Raw genomic sequence first — 26,330 nt, 5'->3', positions numbered from 1 at the left:
CGGTATTAATTCTTGCGTATTTCTTTAGCGAGGATAGCCAATTGCTGCTTCAGTTGATCAAGTTGGTGCTGCTGGTTTTCCTTGCTTTCTTTTAGTTCCCTGGTTTCCTTATCTTTCTCAATAAGATATAGGGTCAGTTCTTCCACCTTTTTCATCAACAGCTTGTTCATCTCCCCGACATTAAGCCCGTTTTCGATCATTTCCTGTTCCGAGGGGATTTCCGGCAAATGCTGATGTTGTTCGATATAGTTTTTCACTTCCTGTAATGGCTTCAGCTGATAGTCTTTTTTGAAGACGTAGTCTGGCCAGTTTGCTTGTAATTTAACCGTAACCGCTTCGGCAATAACCCCACCACCAACAGCCAATTTATTATTTCCTGTAGCGCCTGTGGTTAAACCGATCATCAACCTGCCGTCTCCGGCAAGCCACATGAGTTGCTTCTCATTATTGCTATTGTCATGATTATAAAAAGCAAAGCCTCCTACCGATCCGGCTCCCTGATTAGCTATAAAGTCCGTTTCTCCGGCCCCTCGTGTCCTGTTCCAGCCGATTAACATTTTGGAAGAATTTGCTAAAAATCCGGTATTCATGCCATCCAAATTAGTATTCGCACCACATATCGCTCCATTGATATCCAGGGCTACATTCGGAGCAGTCGTCCCTATCCCCACCTTCCCTCCGAAGTATCCCTGACCATCTGCTCTTACACTAAAATTAATAGTTCCATTTGTAACGCCATCGTAATAATAGTTTGCAGACCCAACCGGTTGATCTGTCCACGCCCTGAATATACCAGCCGAGGGATATGAATAACCGGCGCCAAGCTGATGACCAGTGAAAAATGTTTGTCCAACTGAAGTTTGAGCTACAATTTTGGTATTACTGTTTAACGCATCATTGCCGTCAACCGTAAGTGTTTTGGTCTGTGCGTTTACAAAAGCATAGGTGATTAAACCTATCAGCGTAAAAATTATTTTTTCTTTCATTATTTATTGGATTTGCTCTTTTTTAATCTCTGGTTCTCCTTTTGCAGCTCTTTCATCTCATCTTTAATCTCAATCAAATACAAGGTCAACTCTTCCACTTTCTTCATCAGCAATATATTCATCTCACTTACATTAAGACCTTTTTTGGCCATTTCTTGCTCTGATGGAATTTCAGGTAAATGTTGATTCTTGTCTATATAGTCCTTTACCTCATTTAATGGACGTAGGTGGTAACCCTTTTTGAAAACATAATCTCCCCATCCATTCAAATCGATCAATACGGATTTAGAATGAATAGTGCCATTTACATCCAATTTATTCTGCGGATTGGTTATACCGATGCCGACATTACCACTTTCGGTTATTCGCATTCTTTCAGCAACCGCTCCGCCCGTGGCCGAACTGGTATGAAATTGCATATTTCCTCCATTAATATTGGGGGATAATACAATAACAGCAGATCCCTTTGTTGCATCAACTACAGATCCTGTCAGCGGATTCCTATTAGCGGAAAACTGACTATTATCCAGGAACAGGTTGGGGCTTGACGCAGTCCCGGCAATTTCCAACCTCGCGCCAGGCGTTGTTGTCCCAATACCAACATTGCCTTGTTTAATGGTCAGATAAGCAGTTGCGGAGGTTCCCCAGGATTGAATATTATTATAAGGGTCCCTTTCCCACCAAGTGCGGGTGTCCGATTGCGGAGTTATAAAAGAATTATCAATCGAAATGCCATCATGTAGCCGGGAGGTGAGCCAATCGTTTCCTGCTGTGTTTCTAACTAACCACAAATTATTCTGAAACATATTACCTGCGCGACCGATCGTACTGGTTAATAAAGTGGCGTTTTGAGGATTACTGCCTAATAACGATGATTGGTAGACGGCAAGTTTCGCAAGGGGATTGCTTGTTCCTATGCCGACATTCCCGGCATACATGAAACTTGTGTTAGGATCTGCTTGTGTCCACTGGGCATATGAAAACCGGGAGATAGCAAGAAATACGACAAGGAATAGGGTTAGTTTTTTCATTATTTTGTAAGAAAGGTTTACTTAAGGATTAGTGTTTTAAAGATTTGATTTGCGCTTTTAATTCATCCACCTGTTGCTGTTGTCGTTTTAATCCCAACTCCAGTGCTTCGATTGTCTTTGTCTGCTTCGTTTCATTTTGGTCTTTCTCAATCAAGTATAATGTCAACTCTTCTACTTTCTTCACTAGCAGTTTATTCATTTCGCCCAGGTTCAGGCCGTTTTTTTCAACTTGCTCTGCGGATGGGATTTCGGGCAGGTGCTGGTTCCGATCGATGTAGGATTTGACTTCCGCTAAAGAAGGGAGCTGGTAGTTTGGCTTGAATACATAGTCCGGCCACTGCGAATAGAGCTTAACTGTGACCGACGTGGCAATTGCGCTGCCATTGACCGCCAGCTTATAACCTGAAGGCATTATTTGGGTACCAATGGAAAGACCGTCATTGAAGACTGAATTTCCATTTACTGCAATGCCATTTGCCCCTATTTTAACAGCAAATCCGATTCCAACTACGGGGTCGACATAGCTGCCGAGGTAATAGTGAGATTCACTTGATGCGGTAATTCCTCCTGCAACATCCAACTTGGTTTGTGGAGCTGTTGTCCCGATACCCACATTTCCGACATTATCAATTCGCATCTGCTCTGTAAAACTATCAGCAGTCAGCAAATATTTACCGAAACTGATATGGTTGATGCCCGAAGAAACACCAAATATCCTAAATTCAGAATTTCCCTGCCCTAAACCACTGGCTTCAGTCCCTGTGTCATAAATAAATAATTTTTTATTAATAGCGGAGGGGCCAAGCGATAGTTGTGCCGTGGTATTGGCAACTCCGATGCCAACTGAATTACTTGTTGATGTTACCGTACCGCTGGTCGTCCACTGAGCCTGAGCTACAATAGATGTGGCGAACAAAAATGAGAGTAACAATATGGCTTTTTTCATTTTGAGGTTGTTTTTACTATGAATTACTCTTTTCCAGCTGAGCAACGCGTTTCCGGAGTTCTTCCAATTGTTTGTCTTTCTGCTTGTCCTGCTGGTCTTTTTCAATCAGATACAGCGTTAACTCTTCCACTTTCTTCATCAACAACTTGTTCATTTCACCTAAACTCAGACCATCCCTAACTATTTGTTTTTCAGAGGGAATTTCGGGCAAGTGGTGATATTGGTCAATATAGTTTTTGATTTCCTGTAATGGCTTTAACTGATAACCTTTATCAAAAACGTAGTCAGCCCAACCGGTCTCCACACGGATCTCTTTAGCCCTAATCTTGCCATTAACCGATAAACGATATCCGGGATCTGGGTTTAAGGTATTTAGGCCGAGATTTCCGTTGAGGTCTGTGTACATCACAGGAATAACATTTAACGCGATTTCATTGGATGGTGCTGTGGTCCTGGTTGAGAGCGTTACCAGCTGGTTCGCAGCTGATCCCCCGAACAGTATAAAGGATTTAATAGCAAATGCCTTATATCGGGAGCCGGTGGTAACAACATAAAAGTCTATGCCGCTGCCATTTTGATATGCTTTTAAGTTAAAGCTATTGCCGCTTGAGCTGCCCAGGGTGACCTGGTTGACACTTAGCCCATTCCGGTTTGCAATATAATAGGTCGTTTCACCATTGGTATCAGACTCCCAGGCTCCTCCGAATATGTCGACCTTTAATTTGTAGTAATTGCTTAAATCTGAAGACGAGGCGCCGATCGTGCCTACGTACACATATATCGGCGAAGCGTCTCCAATGATACTGTTGCTGTATTGTGCCCTTGCTAATACCGGAATTAGCAGGATAAATAAGGATAATAGTTTTTTCACGGTGTTGTGGATTGATTAGAAATGGTGATTTAGAAAGGGTATAGTAATCCCAGGCCAGGCTCCATAAGGGTGGCTAAACGGGCAAGCGTATGTTATGCGGTTTTAAGAATGTCCGTTATTGGACTTGTGGTATAAGCTTTTCATTGTGATAGTTATTTTACTTTAGGTACTTCAAATATAAAATATTTCTGTCATTCATAAAAGAAAACTCTTGATGATTTTTTAAATTCAGGACTTGCATTGCAGGCGTGGCGAACGAAGATACTTGCGGCATATTGGGCGAATCCGAAGCTTAGGCATTTTGGTACTCCATTAAAATTGGACGGGATACCATTTTTTCATCAAATGGAGGCCCAGAGGTGAAATTATCGGTTCTTGGTGCAAAGTTAACAGCGATTGAGGTGGCAACCCACATCGGCGTTGATAAATCTGCTTACAGCAAGATTGAAAAAGGTTTAAGGGCTTTAACTGTAGATGAGTTGCAAAAGATGGCGCAACTATTTAATATGACTACCGACCAGGTAATTAACCATGATGGCAAAATGCCTAAAGAGGTGATTATTGAAGATAAAACAGCCGTGGAGCAAATGCGATTGATACAGCAGCTTGACGAGGACGACAAGCAAACTATCTTCAAACTCATTGATAAGATGCTCACGAATACTTCAAAAAAGATCGACGCGAGAATAGATTCCGCAATGAAAGACTTCAATGAGTACCTAAAGCAATGGCTGAAGCTATTGGCTGGAAAAAAGTATTTACTTCCAATGCACTTCGTCATGGATTTGCGAGCCAATTAAATCAGGCAAACGTTGATATGAAAATTATACAGGAATCGTCGGGTCATGAAACCCAGGGGCAAAGCCGGTGTATCTGGATGATATTGAGGACAGTATCATTACCAACGCAATCAATTCAGCCTTGGCGACAGTAAACTAAAAGACAATTTGTAGCTACAGTTCGATTACGCAGATGGAAGAACATATGGAAAAAATGCCCAAGTGTTATTTTGGTACAATTTGTACCAATGGATTTAATTTCTTAAGCTCGACCGATATCTTCAATACCCGCAAACAGACTTTTACCAGTGCTTCTCTGTTTAACTACACGTCCGTTCAAAAGGTTGAAACACGGTTCTTGACCTTTTCTGTAAATTACAAATTCGGGAGCTAAAAAATACCGGATAAATCTACCAGAACCGGTGGATCGGAGGGTGAAAAAGGACGGCTAAAATTGGAAAACCAATAAAAGGGGAAGATTTTTTGTTCCGTAAAAGCAAAGGACATGTTTTTAGTTATATACCAGGTCCATAATGAATCAAGCAAATTAAAAGACAAATTCCTTTCCGAATTTCATTAGCAGTTAAAAAGACAAATTATGGATTTCATATTTCTGTTAGATTCTTTCATTCTAAGCGCCATCGCATTGAATTTACAATTCGGATTTACGTAAGGATCGTCACCATAGGATCATTCAGTCCAACCGGTCATTAAAAGCAAAGTTATGAGGTATCCATCCCGCCCGCTGATCTGCCATTGGGTCAATAGCATTAAACCTGCCCTACTGCGGATCATATTCGCCGTCAGGTGTGTTGTAGCTGTTTTCTTAGCACGAAAAATGCCTGCGCGCACATACTAACTTGGCAATTGCAGCTTCATTTTCTGCCTTCCTTTAGAACGACAAAAGCTATAGTTTAAAAACAAACACAATTAATTTTTTATTATAAATCAAGATCAAATAATTAACACCATTATTGTTTACAATTTTAAAATTAGGCATTCCCTCATCCGGAAGTTCTTTTTTGTCGAAATAGCTTTGACCCAGGCTGATTTGTTTAACAACTGGACTTTTAGTAATGCCTTTGCTAATGACGAACAAACTGTTACGTTGGCGATAAGAGAAGCCTATAAAATATTTATCACTGTTAAATGCAAGTGTCACACTCTTTATTTCTTTTGGTAATGCAGGTTCTGCATATTTTGTTGTAACAATTTTATTCGTTTTATTGATACTTAATTGGTAAATATTATCCCCATTATCATAACACAAACCATCATAAGAAGGCACGTGGCCATCATCAGCCATTTCAAGTGAGACCGACGAAACAGGGTTACCGTCTTTGTTAATCAGTTTTATTTTATCTCCTCTGGATGCGATAATAATCTTTTCTCCTATGACATTAAAGTCCAGGATCAAATCGCCATTGTTGTCGGATATTTTTTTTATCGTTCCCGAACGATTGAAAAAATACAGATCATTAATGCAGCTTAAATAATACCCGTCCGGGCGTACTTTGATATTATTAACGTATTTGCGTAATTTAACCTTCTCATCGAGAAATTTACTAATCTTTAAATTTTTATAAATCTTCCCGCTTTTCAAACTTATTGCCAGGAAACTACCTCTATTAACTGTATACAAGGTATCGTTTAAAACATCAGAAGAGTAAATTGACATCCCTGCAGTCAAGGGGTTTTCTTTAATATCAATTTCTATTACTTTCTGTATATCGTCTCCATTGACCTGAGTTAGATTCCTACATGAATCGTGAGATGTGAATGAAAGCAAAAAAAATGCTACAATAGTTGACAAAAAAGGTATTCTATTATTTTTCATAATTGCAAGTTATTTCTTTTTCAAAGATATTTCTATGGAGTATATCTACCCAAACCAACAAATTGTTGATCAAAACCGTTCATTTCTCCGTTGGGTTGAACCCTAAATTCGTGTATAGACGGAATATTACCATTATTAACATTTGCTTGAACAACGAAAATTGTGCCTGATGATGATATCCTGGAAATAACTCCTGTATGATATGCACCTACTGCTCTCAACCAAAACATATGATCACCAGGTTTGGCATCAGAAAGATTTTTTGACCAGTAACCATGTTCTTGATACCATTTTGCTTGATCATAAGCAACTCTTGGAATACTGTACCCGGCCTTGGCCGCAATCTGCAATGTACATCTTGAACAGTCAATAGTCCCTTCTTTGTTACTCATAGAATAAGGTAATGTTTGCATCTGTCCGGTTAAAAAGGTTCTGGCAATTGCTGCTTCATTATTGCTCCCACCCAAATTATTATTACTATTATTATTATTATTTCTTGCAACATATATTTTTACAGATCGTACCTGAACTTCAGTTCCATCCCATCTATTATCGTCTTTCCAAAAATATATCCCTTTAGAATCATGTGGCAAATTTAATACAGCCACGAACGTCGCCGGGTTTGTAAAAAAACCAGGCGTCCCCAAAAGAGTCATCCATCTGTTCTCGCTGTCGGTGGCTTTCGAAGGATCATAATTCATCAATGCCAATGCATACAGATAATTTTGACGCATAGCCGGGTTATCATCAAGAAAGGATGGCATGTTAATATCATCAAAGTTAATGGTTGGATTGTTCCGTCTTAATGATTCCCTGATAAGCTCTTCCATACTCGGCGCTCCCCTTATCGGATTTGCATTTGGATTTACATAAGGATCATCGCCCGTCGGGTCATTCAGCCCAACCGGGTCATTAAAAGCGAAGTTATAAGGTGTCCATCCTGCATATTGATCGACCATTGGGTCAATGGCGTTAAACCTGCCCAGTTGCGGATCGTACTCCCGGTAAGGGGTGCTATAGCTGTTTTCAAAGCCCAGGTCGTCCTGCAATTCTGAGCCGCCGTTAAACAGTTGTTTATTGGCCGTGGTGGTTTGGGCGGTCCGCACCACAATACCCTGCATCGTCATGCCAAAAGGATAGTATTCGTTTTCCTGGCTCATGGCGGCCACACCGCTGCCGTTGTCGCGGAAACTTACGCGGGTATTGCCCAGGTTATCGGTAATGTTATATTCATAGCTAAACGCAGTGGCCGTTGTGTTTGACATGATCCTTCCTTCGGGCATGTTTACAAAGCTTAATGCGATGGTGCCGGTACCTATGGTAGTATAAACAAAGCCATCCAGGTAATCATAGGTATTGATAACTGTTCCGGCCGAATTATAAACCGCTTTACGAATCCGGTTACCCGACGCGTCATACGTGTATTGAACAGAACCGCCGCCGGCTATGGAAATCTTGCTTACCTTATTAAGATCGTTATAGGTAATTGTTTCACTTTTATTGGCATCCCCCGTTAAATTGCCATTGCTGTCATAGGTATATTCAGCGGCCGAGCTTGCGCCATCCTTAAATCCCATCGTGTTACCCGATGCATCGGCAACAGCGGCCAGCTGATTGCTGGTATTATTGTTTTGATAGGTATAAGTAAGATTATCCATAAGGCTAAACGCCGAACCACCCGAGGAGAATGTATTACGTGTTAACGATATCATATTGCCGTTATTATCATAAGACCCGACGGTTTCATTATAACCGTTTACCTCGGTATTCCAGGCTGAGCCGCTGTTGGCAGCATATTGTCCGCTCATCAGCCTGTCGGCCCCGTCATAACTGTAAATATAGCTGCGCTGTCTAACCGGGTTTGAGGAACTTGAAAACTGGTCGTTAGCTTTCCATTTTACAGCCGATATTTTACCATTGTATTTTGGCGTGTTGCTTAAACCTGTGGCGTCGGCCCCATCATATAGAAAACTCATCCCGAAAAGGTCGTTGGTATCGTTATTGGTTGCCCCGCCATCTGCCGTCAAAGTACTGTTATTGATACTGGTTAACCATCCCCTGATGTTATAACGATAATCAACCGTTTGCAGGTAGGAACCGTTGGTTAACCGGCCCAGCTTTTTGTCTTTCAATTGGCCCAGCTCATTATACTCATATTTGGCAATCACCTGGTCGGCAGATGCTCCGTTCACATTAACAGCCTGTTGCGTTATCCGGTCCATCAAGTCATAGCTCATCTTGTTAATTACGGTGGTAGCACTTATCGCTTTAAACTGTTTGGTTTGGGTAATGTGCCCGGCATATACGTCAACCGCGTTGCTGGTAATATCCAAGGCACCCTGGTTCACCAGGTTATTGCTTTGTTTTTGTATGGCGTTGCCAAACTGGTCATAAAATATGGCCTGTTTAATCCATCCACCGGCATTACCAGCAGGGTTTATCACCCGGCTCATTGTTCCTGTGAGCAGGCCACTGGTAAAGGTAGTGGCGGCCGTGGCAAATGGGGCCTGGCTGGGGTTTACATACTGGTTAACCGGGCTGCCCGTGTTATTAAAATCATAATCGTCATAATAATTAACAGTCAGCACATCGGCATCAGCGGTGTTTGTGGGGAAAGATTGGTTACTGTAACCATAAGTAGTGCTTGCCTGCCTTTTTTCAAAAGCAAAATTAGCGACATTGTCATAAGTTAGCCCATCAAAATAATTTTGCAGGATCTGCTGGTGCGTGCTGCCGCTTGCCCCCGGCGGGGCTACATATCGGTAAAGGCCGGTCATGAGCACCCGGTTTGCCGCGTCGTACTTGGTAAAATACCAGCTGTCTGTCGCATAAGCGTTACGTATCCGCCCGTCCTGCATCAATACCAGCCGGTTATTGGCGTCATACACCATATAAACCGGTGCAGCGCCCGGCGCCTGCTTCGCGGCCAGCCTTCCCCTGGCGTCATAAGTATAGCTGGTTGCCCAGGCGCTTATAAAAGCGGCATTAAACGCGGGCGGCGAAGTGCCGTAGATCCTTTTTACCCCTTCGGGTGATACCTGGTATAAGATATTCCCCGTATCATCATACACGGTAACAGTTTCCAGCCAGGTTGAGCTACCTGATTGTACTTTTTTGGATACCAGTTGGCCAAGCTTATCAGTAAAACTTAAAACGTGATTGCCGTTTTCGTCCGTCACATCATTTACCGATAGTTGAGTTTCTCCATAATAGCTGCCGGTAGGCCCCGCGCTGTTCCATATCTTGATCTGGTCGGCAGTGGTATTTAGCCTGAACTGCGTTTTTATGGTATGGCTGCCTGGTTGCCATGCGGTACCGGGGGCACCGCTCTCCAGCACCCTTTGCAGCGGTGAATTATCATAAACCGTTACAGCATATGGCGAGTTATCAGTAGCTACCTGTTGCCCGGAGGTTTGGTAAAAAGATTGCTGTGCCGTTACCGGGCTGGCCTGCACCGCACCGCTTGTGGTTGAAGCGGCATAAGGCAAATACATTTTTGGCTCCCGCCCATACTGGTCATAAACCATAAACTGCACAAGGTCTTTTTGCAGCGGGCTGCCTTGCTGGGTAATACGCTGTATTGGCCTGCCCAAACCATCCATATAGGATACCTGGGTTTGCGCGTTAACACCTGCCTGTATCTGGGTTGTACTGGTAATACCGCTTACCTTAATGATGTCGGTACGTATGGTGTTGTTCAAAATGAGGTTAGGGTCATCCGGCTGTTGGACCTGGCTTATAATAGAAGCATAAAAATAAGGCTGGGTACCATTTGGCGTAAATGTAAATCCCGGGGCGAGGGTGACACTATGATATGCTTCATAGGATGTACCCTGGTAACTGGATACTGTTGCGTCAACAACTTGTTTTACGCCCTGTCCGTAGCTTTCGCGACTAAATAAAGCAATTAGTAATAACAAACAAAAACCGCTGTAATATTTTAACTTGTTCATATTTTCTTGCTTTTGTTATTTATTACAGTTAGGTGCTAAAAATATGATCTTCGTTGTTTGCACAGCAGCCTTTTGCAGTTGCTGGGGCACCATGGTACAACGCAGGGTGTACGTTTGGCTAGAACTGATCGAGCCATCGGGGTTGTGTGGTACCGTAACCGTTATGGTATTGGTTGTGCCTGGCAGCGTGACCCAGTTATTAGGGGATGTATCAAATGCTTGTTCCCAAAGGAATTGGTTATTATAACTTCCGCTTACTGATGCGGTAAAGGTATCGGTACCCGGCGGATTGGTTAAAGGCTGATCACCAACTAAAATAATCTGGTTTGAACACACATTGTATGCAGCAATACCATTTAAGTGCATTGTATAGGCAAGCTGTACATAAACGGTAATATTTTGTGTTGTAGATACGGTTCCGTACTGAGGATGGGTAACTGTTAGCTTCACCGTGTAATTGCCCGGTGCTGTATACGTATGTGAAGGGCTCGTGCCACCGTTAGCAAGCGTCGTACCATCTCCAAAATCCCAGTTCCGTGTTATTTGAGCAGGTTCGCAGGGATCAACAGGACCACTCACAAAATTAACCGCCGTGTTGGTATTGGCTGTCGCGGGCATATTAAACAACGCGTTTAAAGCATAGGACGTCCGGTAATTATATACCAGCCTTTTTAAAATATTCTGATTTTGGTCGGTAACTACCGTTGGCCGCCGCAGGCCGTCATAGGTATAGTAGATGGTATTGCCGCGCAAGTCGGTTTCAGCTGTTTTTAATTGCATTTGATAACCTGTTAAGGCAACAGTTGCCAACTCCGGGTAAAAAAGCATGTCATCTACGGTAACAGGTACGTTGCTGGCCTGTATGGAGATATTGAACGTTGGGTTTAAAGAGCTGACCGGCAATTTGGCACGGTAATAAATCCATACCCCGCTTGTATTGGTATAGGGTATAACGCTGCTTACGTTGTGACCCCCGGCATCTGTAAGTGTTACTGTCAGTGAGCCTGCATAAGCCGCGCTTACCCAGCATGAGAATATATAATTTAACCCCGCACCTTTACTAACCGTACCTGTGAAGGTAAAATTAGGCGGAGCTACCGTTAAAGCTTTGCCTATCCTCCCATTTACCTGGCTATAATTACCTGTTGGAGGCTCATTGAAAGTATGCTGTGTAGTAAGTGTTGGGTACTCATCTTCAAAGTTCGAGTACAACACCTGGTTAGCCGTCGCGTTTTTTATGATAGCAACTGGCTTAATGCCGTTTACATCATAAAGTACGGCGGATAATTGCTGGTGCCCGTCATCCATTGAAACGGGGTTGCCTATGGTACTGTATTCTGTTATATTACCACTTACCTGGTAACGGGAATCGTATTTAAACAGGTTATTATTATCAACGGTCGATGGCGTAAAATTAGTTAATGGTGAATTTGTTTTCAGGAAAAGCGTTTGCGAAGGCAGAACCCTTGTTGAGAAAGTAGCGGCAGTATTGTAATATTGAGGGTTGGGGATAGAGAATACATTAAACTTGGTAAGCTGCGCGCTGATTACCTGCTCGCTTTGACCGGGTTTTGTTATAGAAGATGTTTTTTCGATAACGGTATTGTTCATATTGGCATTTTTTAACGCGATAATCCCTGCCGTTACGGGGTCGGCACCTGAAGATGCTGTATAATCCTGCGGATATTTGAATTTCGCGGTATAGGTTGTAACATTGGTGCCGTCATTACTTGTCGTTGTTTTGGTACTGCTTAACTGACTATGATTAGTTCCGTTATAAAATGCGTCGTTTTCAACAGTTGCCACTTTTGTGAAATTTGTTCCGGGGTCATAGGTTTTATCTATGGTAATGGTCTGATATTTGGTCATATCTCCGAAAAGCCTGTATTTGCCATACGCGAATGCCTTGGTATTGACGTCATTAGGATTGTAAGTGAAATAATCATAACTCAAGCCATAAATACTAACCGGTGAGGTGTTTTTATAAACAGGCGTATACTGATAATCGCTTTCTTTAACCAATTGACCGGTTTCATTGTAGGACTTCACACTTTGCAACAGCCCTCTTTCAAAGGTATAATTAGGGTTAGAAGGGTAAGGGAAAGTGTAATATCCATCGGCCAGTAAACCTTTGCTCATGCATAACCCCGAAGAAGGGTCGGTAGTTGTTGCGTATTGCGAATAAGTAGCCTGCCATTGGTTGGGTGATGCATATTCGGCAGAAGAGGTTTGCCCAAAAGTTGCAGGATTACTGTATTGGTAAACCTGTTTGCCAATCCCCGCCTGGCTTTCTGTTCCCGATTGATACAGGACATCCGGCGAATCGCTGTCGTATGGGTTTAGATCATATTCAGAAAGTGCTGTGAAATACCGGGCCTGAGTTGGCTGGTCACTATACTCGCCAATTGTATGAACGCCTCCGCTTACATCTGTATATACAGGAATAGAAAAAGCAAACTGCGGGCGGTTCAATAATACTCCCCCGGAATAGGTGTAATTTTTAACGATGTCATTTGTAGTATTGATTCCATCATGAAGGGTAACTGTCTTTACCCTGATCCCTCCGCCCAAAAATGTTTGACCACTCCTGGTATCTACATACTGATTAGGTTCGTAATCTAATTTAACACTTCCTCCGGTTGGATATATGATCCTGTATAGTGAGCCTATTACAATAGCGTTCGGGTTCACTGTACGGTCTGCCCCACCTGCAATGACGTTAGAGGTCCCTGAATATCCGGGTATCGGCTGTATCCTATATTTTTCCGGAGAAGGTTCATTGGGATACATGTATAAATTCGGCACCAAAGTAGTCGCATTATTGGCGTTGTAATATCCCCAGTAATCCTGCTGGCGGTAAGTAAGACTGGGCGGTGGTAAGTTATATGAACTATTTTGCGATAGAGGCAAACCTGTCGAAACAAATCCATTCGCGTCCGGAACGAGATTGGTCCCCAGGTACTCAAACTGGTATGGAGGGGTTACGGTACAATTATCAGCAAATTCGTGTAACGACTGTAAGAAAGTATACCCGTTAGTGCCCACTCTGTTTAGAATTATAGTTCTGGCCGGCGTAATACTTGTGCCTGCATAAACCTTGAAGGACGTTAGCAACACGCTGGTTTGATGGGTTATATAAATGCCTTTATTTAGGTCGGGCACCGAGATAAAACCCGGCGTATAAAAAAACTGAAGGTGTTCGTGTCCGGCATCATTTCCCGCGTAGTTGGCCGCCATATCCCATATACTGGAAAGTAGCTTTGTATCAACTTTTGTTTTCGTGTAATAAATGCTTTTTTTATATACCCCTGCAGAAGTATTATCCGCAAGATAGATATCAGTTGCAGACGGGTTGGCATAAGCACTGTCTATTATTTCCAGGTTAGCATTGTTTTCCTGCTGTGTCCCGCCATACCCCAAAGAAACATATCCTCCTGCAGGTGAAGTCACATCAGACAGGCCCCAGGTTATGGTATAACTTATTTGCTGGGCATATTTGAATAATTTGTCGCGTAAATAATATACCTTATTGATGGTGGCACCAGGTGTTACTGTTTTAGTGATCGTTTTTACTGGTATGAATGTATATTTTTTACCATCATTGGCGGTAACGGTGAACGAAATTATTGCGCCTGACGCAGAATAAGATGGCACGATTGACAAATCCTGGTAAGGCATTGTCCTGATAACTTTATTATTATCAAATACAAACTGACCGGAATAGCCACCGAAATTAAAATTGAATACATCAGGCTCGGTGTCGGTGTTGTTATTGGCAAACGTATTTAATGTATTATAATTAGACACATCCCCATTGCAATCCGTCCGGCTCTGCGGGTTGAAGCCGGGAATACCTGCAGCGCCTGTACCATATAGCCACCCCATTCGGGTGTCTGCACCTGCGCCCTGATAATCATCCGGTAGTCCCTTTACAGAACGGCTTATCGTACCACCGGCATCTACCCGCCAGCCAACCCCAATGTTAAAATCATCATTACCATCAGACTGCGCTATCTTAACTCCGGGAGTATAAGATAAACTTACAGGAACGGAAACATCACCGTTTCTTATTTCGTAAATTGGAATGTGAATTGTTGGTGACCCGGTTTGAAGGTTTACCGGAACTCCTATCTGAGCAGAAGCGAACCCGTTAAAGAGCAGGCTTAGTAAAAAAAGAAAAATTATTCTTCGCATTGAGAATGTAGTGACAATTGTAATTTAGGTTGGTTAATTGTGGCATTGTAACTGCAGTATTGGACTAAGCAAGTTAAAAAGCCTGTAGGTTCTGTTTTGGCAGGGGACTATCCAAAACAATCATCATCTATGAGATTAAATGCAGAAAGGAAAAAAGTAATTAACGAAACTCTTTTATTTCTCATAAGCCAGTGAATAAGGTTAAGTTTGATATTACTAATATAGCAACGTCTACCCTTATTTGAAAGGTAATATTTGTAAATAAATGGGGATACAAATGTTAACCGAAGGCATTATTCGAGTCCTTCCTGCCAGGTTGACGCCGCGGAGCAGGGATGCCATCAATGAAGTCGATCCCCTTGCCTCCCTGAAATTTGCGGCGAGATTTAAGGATGTTAATGCAGGTGACTTGGCGCAAGCTGTTGTCAAGGGGTATGCAACAAGTGGAAGCGATACCAAATGGCCTTATGTTTATCAGCGCTATGTAAAAGGACATTAAAGGAACAAATTCATCTGAACGGAAAATCCCCCGACATTCATTTCATCGGGTGTTTGCCGTAACTTTTCAAAGTCGGTTAGCGTCCTGTCTTTTTCCTGGTTTAAGAAATCGACGTAATGCTGAACCCGTGAGGGCCATGTACCACTAATCAAATTATTGACAAAAGCTTTACGCGGTTCTTCTGCGATCACTGCGTGATTGTCTATACGTATCGGAAGTAAACAATAAAGTAGCTTTTCGATTTCTTTACGTTACCAGTCTCATCTACGTTACAAAGATCAAAGATGACCAGCATTGACGGAACATGAACTATGTTCGTTGATCGCTCATTATCAATATGGAGAAAAAAAGCGAAAGAAAAATCCGGGGGGGGGGAGGCAATTTTCACGTTGAGATATTTACCGACAATTACTGAGTTGTAAATAAGTAGGTGCTTTAACCCCCTATTTTTTGTTTAAAATACTTATTGGATTCCAAAAGAACAATATTTAGCTTTGCACAATTATATAAAATACCATGAACCTTATATCACAAACACCGCTAATATTCAGCTAATATTCGCTTTGTTATCATTTATTATTCGTAAGGCTCCTTATAAAAGCATACCAAATACATTGTGAAATGGAGCAATTTTTTAACTCACCTTGTTTACGATTATCATCAGCAATTGCAGATAGGTGAACACATTAACAAAAACTTAAACTTATCCAAATTAAAATGAATCTCCTTACCCCAAGGTTTTATTCAATCCTTTGTGTTTTGTGCACGTTTTTTTCGATCAGAACGTTGGCGCAAAACGATCCGCAAAACCCATTCATGGCAACCGAAGTTCTCCCGCCCGCGCCCAATGCCGGACAGTTGGGGCGCTTTGGTGGTGTTGGCCCAAGTCTATTTACCGGGGCGGCGCAACAGCAAATAGCACTATTTACTATTCAAACCAGGGATCTTAAAGTACCAATCAGTTTATCCTATCATTCTTCCGGTGTAAAAGTCGATGAACTGGCATCCAGGACCGGCCTTGGCTGGGTGTTGAACTTTGGGGGTGTAATCAACAGGACTGTCTATGATGTCCCGGATGAATTCGGCACATTCAAATCTCCTCCCACAAGCTTTAATAATCGCGTTCCGACGTTGTATAATTACCTTAAGACCGCTGTGCAAAGTGACTATACCGGCCAGGACACTCAGCCCGACGTTTTCAATTTTAACTTTAATGGCATCTCAGGGAAATTCATATTGGATTCTATTAAACATCCTATACTGATCGATGAATCTAACCTGAAAATTGAGCCTGCTTTTTCAGGAACAACATGGAATTTTAAAATCACTGATGGTAACGGCACACAATATTTTTTTGGCGGAAGTCAGGCAACAGAGAACACTAAAACCTATACGGCAGGCGGAACGACCTGCGGGAAAACCTATGGGTCGCCAATACCAACGGCCTGGTATTTGAATAAAATTAAATCAGCAAAAGGAGACTCGATTGTATTCAAATATACACCGATCAATTACTTCTATAGCTCGGCGGTGAGTGAGTCTTTAACCCGTACACCAAATACCGGTGCCGGAGCAAGTTGCCCCGGAACCCAGACTACCTGCGAAACCCTCTCCAATGATATCGTGTGCGGGTTGTCACTAAGCACGCAGGGAGTCGCATTAGCTGAAGTCGATTTTGATCAGGGTAAGGTAACAATTGATAATATATCAAGGGCAGACGTAAATGGCGATGTTTTAATAAGTAACATCAATGTTTATAAAAGCGCGAGCACAACTGTGCTTAAACAATTCTCCTTAGCATATATATATTCCAATAGCGGGACAAACTATGTTTCAAACAGATATATTGGAGGCAGCGAAAAAGTAAGACCGTTTCTTCAGAGTGTCGTAGAAAAAGATGCGGGCTCTGTCGCTGCTCAAAAATACCTGTTCAGTTATGATGATATCAACGGGCTTCCACCACGGCTTTCGTTCGCACAGGACCATTACGGTTATTTTAATGGGAAGAACAACACGATATTTGTTCCTCCTGCGGATGATCCATATATTCAGGGGATGTTCCCTGCATTTATGGGCGATAGAAGTCCTGATTCTGCTTATGCGAAAAAAGGCCTCTTGACAAAAATTGTTTATCCTACCGGGGGAAGTGACAGCCTTGTCTATGAACCCCATAAAGGCCTCGTTACCGTAGCTATTCCTCCTCCAAATAAGAACGTTTCCCAAACCGTGACCGGGGCTGGCATAAGGTCAGCTGTCACGGCTTCAACTACATCAAGCGTAATATTGAAAAAGGCTGGCGGCGTCTTTACCTTGTATTGCGAAGGACTCGGGGGATCCGGGACCTACGATACATTACACCAATTTGCCGAAGCTGAGGTAGACGACGCCGCAACCGGTTCGAGGCTTTTATACCTGAAAGCACTTCCGTTTGAAACAAAGACTGGCAATGTCGAACTAGACCCAGGACAAACCTATACCATAAAAGTTACCGCTTACGGTTCAGTTATAGCCGGAAATGCTCGTCTTACGTATGCTGATGGGGATGTCACCTATGAGCAGCAGCTAGGTCAATTCGGTGGAATGCGGATAGCAAAGGTAATAACATTGGATCCTGCTCAAAATAATACCGCAATCAAACGGTTTTACTACGCGCCCCTATCGAATTTGAGTGCCCACTCAAGTAATACAGTTATCGATGCGGCTTCTATTCTTTATTATAAAGATTATAAGTCGATCACCAATTGTGAGACCTTCTGCACATACAAACAGGGTAGTTCATCCAGTTTATACAACCTTTTTGTCTACGATGGCGACAATGTGGTATATGACAGTGTAATTGAAGGATTCGGCAACAATTTTGAGAATGGAGGAATAGAGCACCTATTCACGGTTCGTGCCGATATTCCTGCCCATATAGCTATGGGGAACGATGTTAAAGGGGCGCCACTTTCTAATATCGGCTGGGATAACGGACATGAAACCAATACCAACTATTTTAAAAGAAACGGGGCAGGATATCTGTACTCCAGAAAGATTTATAATCACTTTGTAAACGACAGTCGGGCAAAAGAAACTCACTATGGTTACGTAATCACTAATGAGTACACAATAGAGCATAATCCGATTGCCTCGACCGATTACGATCAGTTTGACGTATTGCAATATAACATCAATTCCAATTGGGTATATAAGGACTCCACCAGAACAACGGAGTATGATGCGCAACAAAATATCATATCATCTCATTTGGAAGTTAACCGATACGACAACCCGAAACATTTCAACCTCACCCGGAGCCAGATTACTAAAAGTAACGGACAATTGCTGACAACATTAACCACGTACCCGCAAGACTATACAACTTCCACAACCTTCATTAATAATCTCGTTACCAATCACGTCCTTGATGTGCCAGTTGAGACGGTATCGTATCGGCAGAATGCGGATGGCATCAATACCAATATTATTTCCGGAGTGCTGAGGACGTACAAGCCGGATGGAAAAGGACTTGTCGATTCAGTGTATGGCATCAAGACGGTGAACCTGATTCCGCTTGTTTCCTTTAAATTCTCCAATGCCGGCTTCGGAGTGTTGCCTATTACAGGTACGGCGGGAGCATACGCTAAATCCGCAAGTTATGAGCTACGGTTAAACTCCATTAGCTATGATGGCTTCGGGAATTTGACCGAGCAGCGGGTTGAAAACGGGCCGTTCATTTCCTATAGATGGGGATACAACTCGACTTATCCTATTGCAAAAGCGGCCAATGCGGAGCCGAATGAATTCTATTACGAAGGTTTTGAAGAAAGCACCGCAAGCGGTGTGACAACGGGTACCGGGCATACCGGCGTCAAATATACCACCAACCCTTTGGTCACGTGGACAAAACCAAACACACGCAGCTTCGTGATTAGTTATTGGTATCGTAGCGGCACCGGGGCGTGGCAATTCAGAAAAGAACAGACATATGTTGGGCCAAACTTCACTATGTCGGGCGGAGACTCTTTTGATGATATCAGAATTTGTCCGGCAGATGCCCAGATTAATTCGTTCACATTCGACCCTATGCTTGGCGTAACAAGCAGTACTGATGGTAAAAGCGAAACTACATACTATGAATATGACTCGTTTCAGCGATTGATGAATGTTAAAGACAAGGACGGCAACATTGTTAAACATACAGATTATCACTACAGCGGACAATAACACCTAAACAATATCAATATGAAAAGACTAATGCTAATCACAGTTCTGTTCGTTTCCATATCGAACTACCTTTTTGCACAATGGACGACCAGTGGCAGCAATATTTATTATAATAATGGGAACATTGGAATCGGCACTATTACCCCGGTTGCTAACCTTAGCTTTAAGGATGTGTCATCTGACAACGGCAATAGTGGACTAACTTGGTTTAGTGGAGCTCCGTTGCGATATGGAATGTATAAGACGACAGGTTCATGGACGGCTCCAAACTACCAACAGATAGCAGTTGCCTGGGACACAGGGATTCTGTTGGACCCAGGGGCTAATTACGGAAAAAGCTATGTTGAAGTAATTGGCGGAGGACTTCGTGTAACTAATGGAGGTGTCGCAATCGGCACATCAACTATGCCTGCTGGGTATAAGTTTGCGGTTAACGGCAGCGCTATCACTACCTCAATTACTGTTATGCTAAATGCCAATTGGCCGGATTATGTTTTCAAGCCGAGTTTTCAACTTCGCCCTTTAACCGAAGTTAAGGCGTATATCGATAAAAACCAGCATCTGCCAGAAATCCCTTCGGCACAAGAAATTGCAAAAGATGGGCAGAACCTTGGGGAGATGAACAAATTGCTGCTTAAGAAAGTAGAGGAGCTTACTTTATATCTGATTGAGAATGAGCGAAAAGACAAGGAAAAGAACCAGTTACTGGAAGGCATGCAGAAACGCATAACCGAGTTGGAAAATAATACTTCAAAGCAAAAAAGACGTCAAAAATGAAAAAGACCTCATTATCACTAATATTTATACTTTTTTCTACAATTATCGCCCGTGCCCAATGGAGCACCAGCGGTACCATAACCTCTACAAACAATTCTGTCGGTATAGGGACAGCCACCAATCTTGGTGGAAGGTTAATGGTTATGGGTACGATAAATTCTGTAGTTAGCGGTGCAGGTGGGGACAACAACAACTATTTGTTTTCCAATCCGAACGCCGCAAATACCACCAATGACCCACGGGGAGGTATTTGGTTAGATAATGACGGTCGTGTTAAACTACGCTCTGTTACCGGCTATGGTTTTGCATTCAGAAGCACCGGTGACACGTTTGATATTCTTAATATCAATGATAATGGTATGTCTATCGGGACGCAGACCATGCCTTCCGGCTATAAGCTGGCGGTCAATGGCAGTGCAATAGTAACGTCTTTGATTATAAAATTGAACTCAAACTGGCCGGACTATGTTTTCAAGCCAACCTATCAACTCCCGTCTTTAGCAGAAGTAAAATCGTACATCGACCAGAACCAGCACTTGCCTGAAATTCCATCTGCTGATGAAATAGCAAAAGATGGATTGAACGTGGGCGAAATGAACAAGCTGCTGATGAAGAAAGTGGAAGAACTGACTCTGTATTTGATCGAAAAGGATGATAAAGAACAAGAGCAAAAGAAAATCAATCAGAATTATGCTAATCAGATTGAAAAGCTAAACAAACAGCTTGAATCACTGTCAACGCAGCTCAATAATTTCAAATCAAAAACTTTAAACAAATGAAAAATCTATATCTAATATCGTTGGCATTGTTATTTTCAGCAACAGTCTCTGCCCAAAATACATTTCCGCCTGGCGGAAACGTTGGCATTGGAACCTCAAGCCCTACAAGTGGGTTGGAGATACATACAGAAGGTTCGAATGTTAATGATGGGGCGCTATTTCTGGTCGGAGGCGTCAACGCCGGGTTTGGCGGTGGTGCTACTTTAGCAGGAATTAAGACCATTGCCGGAGACGGTGGACAATATAACCTGTTCAAAGTTCAAAATGCTGGAGGAGTTAAATTTTTGATAAACGGATCTGGTAGCTTGGGGATCGGAACCGGATTTCCGCAAACAAAATTGCACGTAAATGTTACAAACAACGGTTTGAATATTATTGGCGGGTTCCAAAATGCCAATGGTACACAGACTGGGGGCAATGCGGTTGGCTTTGGGTTCGTAAATGAAGCGGAAGGAACCTGGTGGAAAGCAGCCATCGTTCATGAACGTACCGGTGACTATGGCATCGGGAGTTTAAAATTCCTGGTCAACAATTCTACCGATAATTCTTCAGTGAGCCTGACAGATGCGAAAATGACCATATTGTCATCCGGTTACGTAGGTATAGGCACGACAACACCAAGGGAGTCCTTGTCTGTTAACGGTAATATCCGCGCCAAACAGATTAAAGTTGAGAGCGCCAACTGGCCTGACTATGTTTTGAAGCCAACTTATCAACTTCCGTCCTTAGCTGAAGTAAAATCATACATCGACCAAAACCAGCACTTGCCCGAAATTCCATCTGTGGATGAAATAGCGAAAAACGGTTTGAACGTGGGAGAAATGAATAAACTGCTGATGAAGAAGGTGGAAGAGTTAACCTTATACGCAATTGAGAACGAGCAGAAAGATAAGGAAAAAGACAAGCTGCTTACAGCACTTCAGGAGCAAATCAATCTGTTGAAGGAGCAACTCACCGCTATCCAAAAAGGGAATAAAAACTAACCAAACCAATCACAACTAATATTTGAAGCATGAAAAGAAATGCTCATCACAGATGCCGTTTTGCGGTAGCAATCGTATTGCTGCTGTTTGTGCTCGCTATGCGGGCCTCGGCGCAGACCTATATCGCACCACCTGCCACGCTAACCACCGCACCGGCAGCAGGCTCCTATTACAGCAATTACAGCATCACCTTAAACCCGAATTTTACTTTTACCGCCGCTTCGGGAAGCAGCCTGAACTTTTATATCGTAGCATCAGACTGTATTCCCCAGAATATTTCACCGAGTGCTAATCAGACCTATATTTTGACTTCTATCCCTCGGACAGGAGGGATGAAGAATACTGGAACGGGTATTAATTCGGGAGACCTTGCTAACAGGACTTCCTGTGAGCTAACGCAGACCATTCAATATCTGGATGGCTTGGGCAGGCCATTACAAAACATACAGGTGAAGGGCTCGCCGCTGAACAAAGATATAGTGCAACATTTCCTGTACGATGAGTTCGGGCGAGAAGCAACAAAATATCAACCGTATGTTTCAACGAGCATCGACGGGAGCTACCGTTCATCGGCACCTTCTGAGTTGTCTTCATTTTACAATCCTACAGGAAATGGCGTGAGTGGGTCTCAACAAACCAATGGTATTGTCGTTAACCCCTCCCCTTACTCCCTGAGCCAATTTGAACCCTCTCCTTTAAACAGAGTTACGGAACAAGGAGCTCCGGGTACTCCATGGCAGCCGGTACTCAATAGTGCATCCGGCCATACTGTTAAAAAGTCATATACAACTAATAACCTGACCGCGGTTAGCGATACGGTGAATGGCAGAGCCGTTGTGTGCTATATAGCAAGCATTAATGCCAATCAAAGCCGGACCCTAACAAGCAGTGGTAATTACCCGGCAGGACAATTGTATGTAACTATTACTAAAGATGAGAACAACAAGGGCACCCGTGGCGGATCGGTGGAAGAGTATAAAGACTTGGAAGGCCATGTAGTATTAAAACGGACCTTCAACTTTGCGAATGGGGCGCTCCAGGTGTTGTCAACCTACTACGTTTACGACGATATGGGCAAGCTGGCGTTTGTACTGCCACCCTCTGCATTACCGGATAACGGAGTCCCAAGCAAAGCTATGCTTGACGCATGGTGTTACCAATACCGCTATGATGAGCGTGGTCGGCTTGGCCAAAAAAAAGTGCCGGGAGCCGGATGGGAAGTAACGATTTACAATAAACTAAATCAGCCCGTCCTGAGCCAGGACAGCGTCCAAAGGCTTACCAACCAGTGGGCAGTGACCAAATACGACGGACAGGGAAGAGTGATCGTTACCGGCTTGTGGAATGCCGGTTCGGTGATAGCCCGGTCGGCGTTGCAAAGCAGCATAGAGGCCGGCGCGCAGTGGGATGTACGGGATAATACCAACGTTGCCACTGGCTATAACCTCACCAGCTACCCGACTTTAAGCACAGTGCTTACCGTAAACTACTATGACGATTATGCATTCAATGGTAACCCCTATACAGCATTCACTAATTCATTGACAATCGGGACAACGGGGCTCGTGACTGGCTCCAAAGTAGCTATATTGAACGCCGACGGTACTTTTGGGCAAATGTTATGGGAAGTTCACGGCTATGATGGTTTCGGCAGGGCAACCCTTACCATCAAACAGCACTATAAGGGAGGCTCGGCGGGGTATAACACGGGGAACATGGATATTACTACCACTACCTACAACTTTGACCATCAAATCGACCACAGTACGTTCGCTCATATTCTCTCCGGTGTAAGCAATCCGAAAGTCGGGGTTGGTACTCAATATTACTATGACCACATGGGGCGGCAACAACAGATTTGGAAAGTGATCTGGGATGAGTCGCTGCCGCAGCCAGACGGGACACTGATCAGTCAGACGGACTATAACGAGCTTGGACAGGTAAAAACAAAACACCTGCACAGTCCGGATAAAGGGACCACCTTCAAGCAGGACATTAACTACACTTACAACGAGCGTGGCTGGCTTTCGGCCATCAATAACCCAAATTCGCTGACTGCTACACAGCTTTTCGGGGAGCAACTTACCTATAATAGCGGTACCTCTCCTCAATATAATGGCAACATTGCAAGCATGACATGGCAAACAACTGTGCCGACAGGGCTTGGGCTAACCCAGCAACTGCAAAGTTATTCCTATTACTATGACCAATTAAACAGATTGTTGAATGCAAATTACACGACAACAGGGTCGGTCGGTAAATTCAATGAACGCCTAGATTATGACCCGATGGGAAACATTAACCATTTGTGGCGTACCAATACGACGACTGTCGGTACATACCTAAACGCCTTTACCTATGATTACACCACTGGCGGCACTGGTAACAGGTTATGGGGTGTGACAGATGCCGGTACTGCCGCACAATCTGGAAACTATACCTATGATGGCAATGGCAATGTGACGAAAGATACAAAAAATCAAGTAACTGCTATTGCCTATAATCGGCTTAACCTGCCAGCGACAGTAACCCGTACGCCTGGCAATATTAGTTACGTTTATGATGCTACTGGTGAAAAACTGCAAAAGATAGCCGGGGGCATTCCGAGAGAATATATAGACGGGATAGAATACAACAATGGAGTTATAGAATTTGTTACAACAGAGGACGGCAGAGCGACACCGAATGGAAACGCTTACGTATACGAGTATTACCTGAAAGATCACTTGGGCAATACGCGGGCTGCGATCAGGCAGGACGGGACGATCAGCCAGGTACAGGATTATTACGCATTCGGTATGGACATGAATCCCGGCAATTCGTATGCTGCGTCTCCGCTGAATAATTACAAATACAACGGCAAAGAGAAGCAGGAAACCGGTGATTACGATTATGGTGCGCGGTTCTATGATCCGGGCATGGCTCGGTGGACGAGTATTGATCCGATGGCTGAAGTTAGCAGGCGATTTAGCCCGTATAATTATGTCGAAAACAATCCTGTCAGAAATATTGATCCTGATGGTATGTTAAATGAGGATTATCAGGAAAAACGCGAAACATTAAGCGAGGGTGCTGAGACGCTGTATGGAGACGAAGCAAGGGCGTTCTTCGATCGGTTGAAACAAAAAATAAAGAAAAAACATGAAGATCCTCACAAAAATGGCAAGGATGAAGACCCTGTCATTAAAGCGTGGAAATTAAGAAAACAAAAAGCTGCTGAGAAATATGGCAAAACAGGACTTGAGCAAGCTAAGCATTTCGGATTATGGTGGGATATGCTTTGGGGTCAGGGACCATTTGAACCAAACCCCTATCAATCAAATGCAACAATAGCGAATAACCCTGTTGCAACGCTTGTAGAGGGGCCAATTGGCATTGCGGCGGAGTTAGGAGAAACAGCAAAAATTGCCCAGCTTTCGGAAAAAAGTATTGAGGAAAGCGTTAGCTTAGTAATGAAAGATCAACGTAAACTTAGTCATATATTTGATGTAAAGCATAAGTTTGCAGGGTTAATACAAAAGCTTGGAAGTGAGGAAAACGTTGTTCGGGAGGTATTGAAAGCTGCTAATGGTCAAATCAAGATGAATATGCATAATGATAGAATTACTGTCCAAGTAGCAGGTGAAGTTGTTTCTGTCGGAGGTAAAGTGGTGAATGGCGTTTTTCGAGTTGGTAGTATGTGGGTTGGACTCTGATAAATATTTTGCAATGAATTGGAAGAAAACATTTAATGAATTAATAGAAAATGAACAATGGGAGGCCGCATTAACATTTATAAAAAATGTTGTTGCTGCAAACCCGAATGATGCGGAATCAATGATTCAATGTATTTATTTATGCCATTATATATTATTGGAAGCACATAATGTTTCTTTGGATTTTCGTAAAATTGAATCCGATCTGAAAAAGTACTTTAGATTGGGAAACAATAGTTTTTCCGACTCTCCCGAATATCTTTTTTTTATAGGCAATATCCTTTTTATAGGAGAATGGTTATTTGGGGTGGATGACGATCTTAAACTGATGGAGGAAAGATTAGCCTTCAAAATGATGAAGAAGGCCTATCAATTAGAGCCGGATAATACACTGTATAAATGGGGTTACACTTTCTTAATGGATGTAAAATCTGCGTCTTTGATTGCCGAGCAAATTCTCAAAAAAGAAGATCACAGGGTTGTATGGCTAAAATCAAAGGGCAGTTTCGGCGATTATATTCTTAGACAATTAGAGAGGAACGTAACACATGATCGTTGATACGTTTTTTTGACAAGATTTATCCGCGTATACGGTTTCATATCTGTGAATCAGGAGATGTGTTGCCGAGATCTTTAGATGTGGAACATAGATTTATGCTTCACATCTTACATAGTGTGCCCAATGATGAATCCTTCGGGATCCACATTTAGCAATAACCGGGTTTGAACATCTGGGGCATAGACCAGTCAAGCCGGTTTGCGCTTCAGTTTGCAAATTATCAAGCATTGCAAAA

The 26,330-nt window shown here is 42.9% G+C and carries 17 protein-coding genes; 9 read left to right on the top strand and 8 right to left on the bottom strand.

Annotated features, from left to right (window positions below; all coding sequences use genetic code 11):
- Positions 1 to 5: 5 nt before the first annotated feature.
- From FHW88_RS02190 to FHW88_RS02175, 4 genes are read right to left on the bottom strand one after another with little or no spacing between them, the layout of a single operon-like run.
- Positions 6 to 986 (bottom strand): hypothetical protein, encoded by a 981-nt coding sequence (locus FHW88_RS02190; RefSeq protein WP_176622783.1) that lies wholly within the window; start codon positions 984 to 986, stop codon positions 6 to 8.
- Complete coding sequence (locus FHW88_RS02185; protein WP_176622781.1) at positions 986 to 2,017, bottom strand: hypothetical protein; 1,032 nt, start codon at positions 2,015 to 2,017, stop codon at positions 986 to 988. Before FHW88_RS02185 ends, FHW88_RS02190 begins: the two co-directional genes overlap by 1 nt.
- 28 nt (positions 2,018 to 2,045) lie before the next feature.
- On the bottom strand, positions 2,046 to 2,963 hold the full coding sequence (locus FHW88_RS02180) for a hypothetical protein (RefSeq protein WP_176622779.1): 918 nt from the start codon (positions 2,961 to 2,963) through the stop codon (positions 2,046 to 2,048).
- A 16-nt stretch (positions 2,964 to 2,979) separates the two neighbouring features.
- Positions 2,980 to 3,834 (bottom strand): hypothetical protein, encoded by an 855-nt coding sequence (locus FHW88_RS02175; protein ID WP_176622777.1) that lies wholly within the window; start codon positions 3,832 to 3,834, stop codon positions 2,980 to 2,982.
- A 359-nt stretch (positions 3,835 to 4,193) separates the two neighbouring features.
- Between FHW88_RS02175 and FHW88_RS02170 the strand changes: the two genes are divergently transcribed.
- Positions 4,194 to 4,634 (top strand): helix-turn-helix domain-containing protein, encoded by a 441-nt coding sequence (locus tag FHW88_RS02170; RefSeq protein WP_218117116.1) that lies wholly within the window; start codon positions 4,194 to 4,196, stop codon positions 4,632 to 4,634.
- The gene (locus FHW88_RS30365) at positions 4,562 to 4,768 is read left to right on the top strand and encodes a tyrosine-type recombinase/integrase (protein ID WP_176622775.1); all 207 of its coding nucleotides are present in this window, start codon (positions 4,562 to 4,564) and stop codon (positions 4,766 to 4,768) included. Before FHW88_RS02170 ends, FHW88_RS30365 begins: the two co-directional genes overlap by 73 nt.
- Positions 4,769 to 5,520: 752 nt before the next feature.
- Here the strand turns inward: FHW88_RS30365 and FHW88_RS02160 are convergent.
- The 3 genes from FHW88_RS02160 to FHW88_RS02150 are packed head-to-tail and all read right to left on the bottom strand — an operon-like array spanning position 5,521 to position 14,597.
- Positions 5,521 to 6,450, bottom strand: coding sequence for a hypothetical protein (locus FHW88_RS02160; protein WP_176622773.1), 930 nt, complete (start codon positions 6,448 to 6,450; stop codon positions 5,521 to 5,523).
- Between the two features lie 32 nt (positions 6,451 to 6,482).
- Positions 6,483 to 10,403, bottom strand: coding sequence for a DUF6443 domain-containing protein (locus tag FHW88_RS02155; RefSeq protein WP_176622771.1), 3,921 nt, complete (start codon positions 10,401 to 10,403; stop codon positions 6,483 to 6,485).
- A gap of 15 nt (positions 10,404 to 10,418) precedes the next feature.
- Positions 10,419 to 14,597: a PKD domain-containing protein gene (locus FHW88_RS02150; RefSeq protein ID WP_218117115.1), complete on the bottom strand. Its 4,179-nt coding sequence runs from the start codon at positions 14,595 to 14,597 to the stop codon at positions 10,419 to 10,421.
- A 277-nt stretch (positions 14,598 to 14,874) separates the two neighbouring features.
- On the opposite strand from FHW88_RS02150, the gene FHW88_RS02145 reads away from it, so the two are divergent.
- The gene (locus tag FHW88_RS02145) at positions 14,875 to 15,096 is read left to right on the top strand and encodes a hypothetical protein (protein WP_176622769.1); all 222 of its coding nucleotides are present in this window, start codon (positions 14,875 to 14,877) and stop codon (positions 15,094 to 15,096) included.
- On the opposite strand, the gene FHW88_RS02140 is transcribed toward FHW88_RS02145, so the two are convergent.
- Positions 15,093 to 15,287, bottom strand: coding sequence for a hypothetical protein (locus FHW88_RS02140; RefSeq protein ID WP_176622767.1), 195 nt, complete (start codon positions 15,285 to 15,287; stop codon positions 15,093 to 15,095). The two genes, FHW88_RS02145 and FHW88_RS02140, sit on opposite strands and share 4 nt — an antisense overlap.
- Positions 15,288 to 15,912: 625 nt before the next feature.
- Here FHW88_RS02140 and FHW88_RS02135 point away from each other — a divergent pair.
- The 6 genes from FHW88_RS02135 to FHW88_RS02110 are packed head-to-tail and all read left to right on the top strand — an operon-like array spanning position 15,913 to position 26,095.
- The gene (locus FHW88_RS02135) at positions 15,913 to 19,302 is read left to right on the top strand and encodes a hypothetical protein (RefSeq protein ID WP_176622765.1); all 3,390 of its coding nucleotides are present in this window, start codon (positions 15,913 to 15,915) and stop codon (positions 19,300 to 19,302) included.
- A 30-nt stretch (positions 19,303 to 19,332) separates the two neighbouring features.
- On the top strand, positions 19,333 to 20,079 hold the full coding sequence (locus tag FHW88_RS02130; protein ID WP_176622763.1) for a hypothetical protein: 747 nt from the start codon (positions 19,333 to 19,335) through the stop codon (positions 20,077 to 20,079).
- Complete coding sequence (locus FHW88_RS02125) at positions 20,076 to 20,858, top strand: hypothetical protein (RefSeq protein ID WP_176622760.1); 783 nt, start codon at positions 20,076 to 20,078, stop codon at positions 20,856 to 20,858. The genes FHW88_RS02130 and FHW88_RS02125 overlap by 4 nt, the downstream gene beginning before the upstream one ends.
- Positions 20,855 to 21,841 carry a hypothetical protein gene (locus tag FHW88_RS02120; RefSeq protein WP_176622758.1) on the top strand — a complete coding sequence of 329 codons (987 nt, stop codon included), beginning with the start codon at positions 20,855 to 20,857 and terminating at the stop codon, positions 21,839 to 21,841. The genes FHW88_RS02125 and FHW88_RS02120 overlap by 4 nt, the downstream gene beginning before the upstream one ends.
- Positions 21,842 to 21,870: 29 nt before the next feature.
- The gene (locus FHW88_RS02115) at positions 21,871 to 25,536 is read left to right on the top strand and encodes a DUF6443 domain-containing protein (RefSeq protein ID WP_176622756.1); all 3,666 of its coding nucleotides are present in this window, start codon (positions 21,871 to 21,873) and stop codon (positions 25,534 to 25,536) included.
- A gap of 13 nt (positions 25,537 to 25,549) precedes the next feature.
- A complete protein-coding gene (locus FHW88_RS02110) occupies positions 25,550 to 26,095 on the top strand; it encodes a hypothetical protein (protein ID WP_176622754.1) in 546 nt (181 codons plus the stop codon).
- The last annotated feature ends 235 nt before the right edge of the window (positions 26,096 to 26,330 follow it).

The sequence above is a fragment of the Mucilaginibacter sp. SG538B genome, from assembly GCF_013376065.1.
In the GTDB taxonomy this organism is placed as follows: Bacteria; Bacteroidota; Bacteroidia; order Sphingobacteriales; family Sphingobacteriaceae; genus Mucilaginibacter; species Mucilaginibacter rubeus.
Note: the sequence above shows the minus strand (reverse complement) of the source record. Positions and strands in the feature narration are given on the sequence as shown.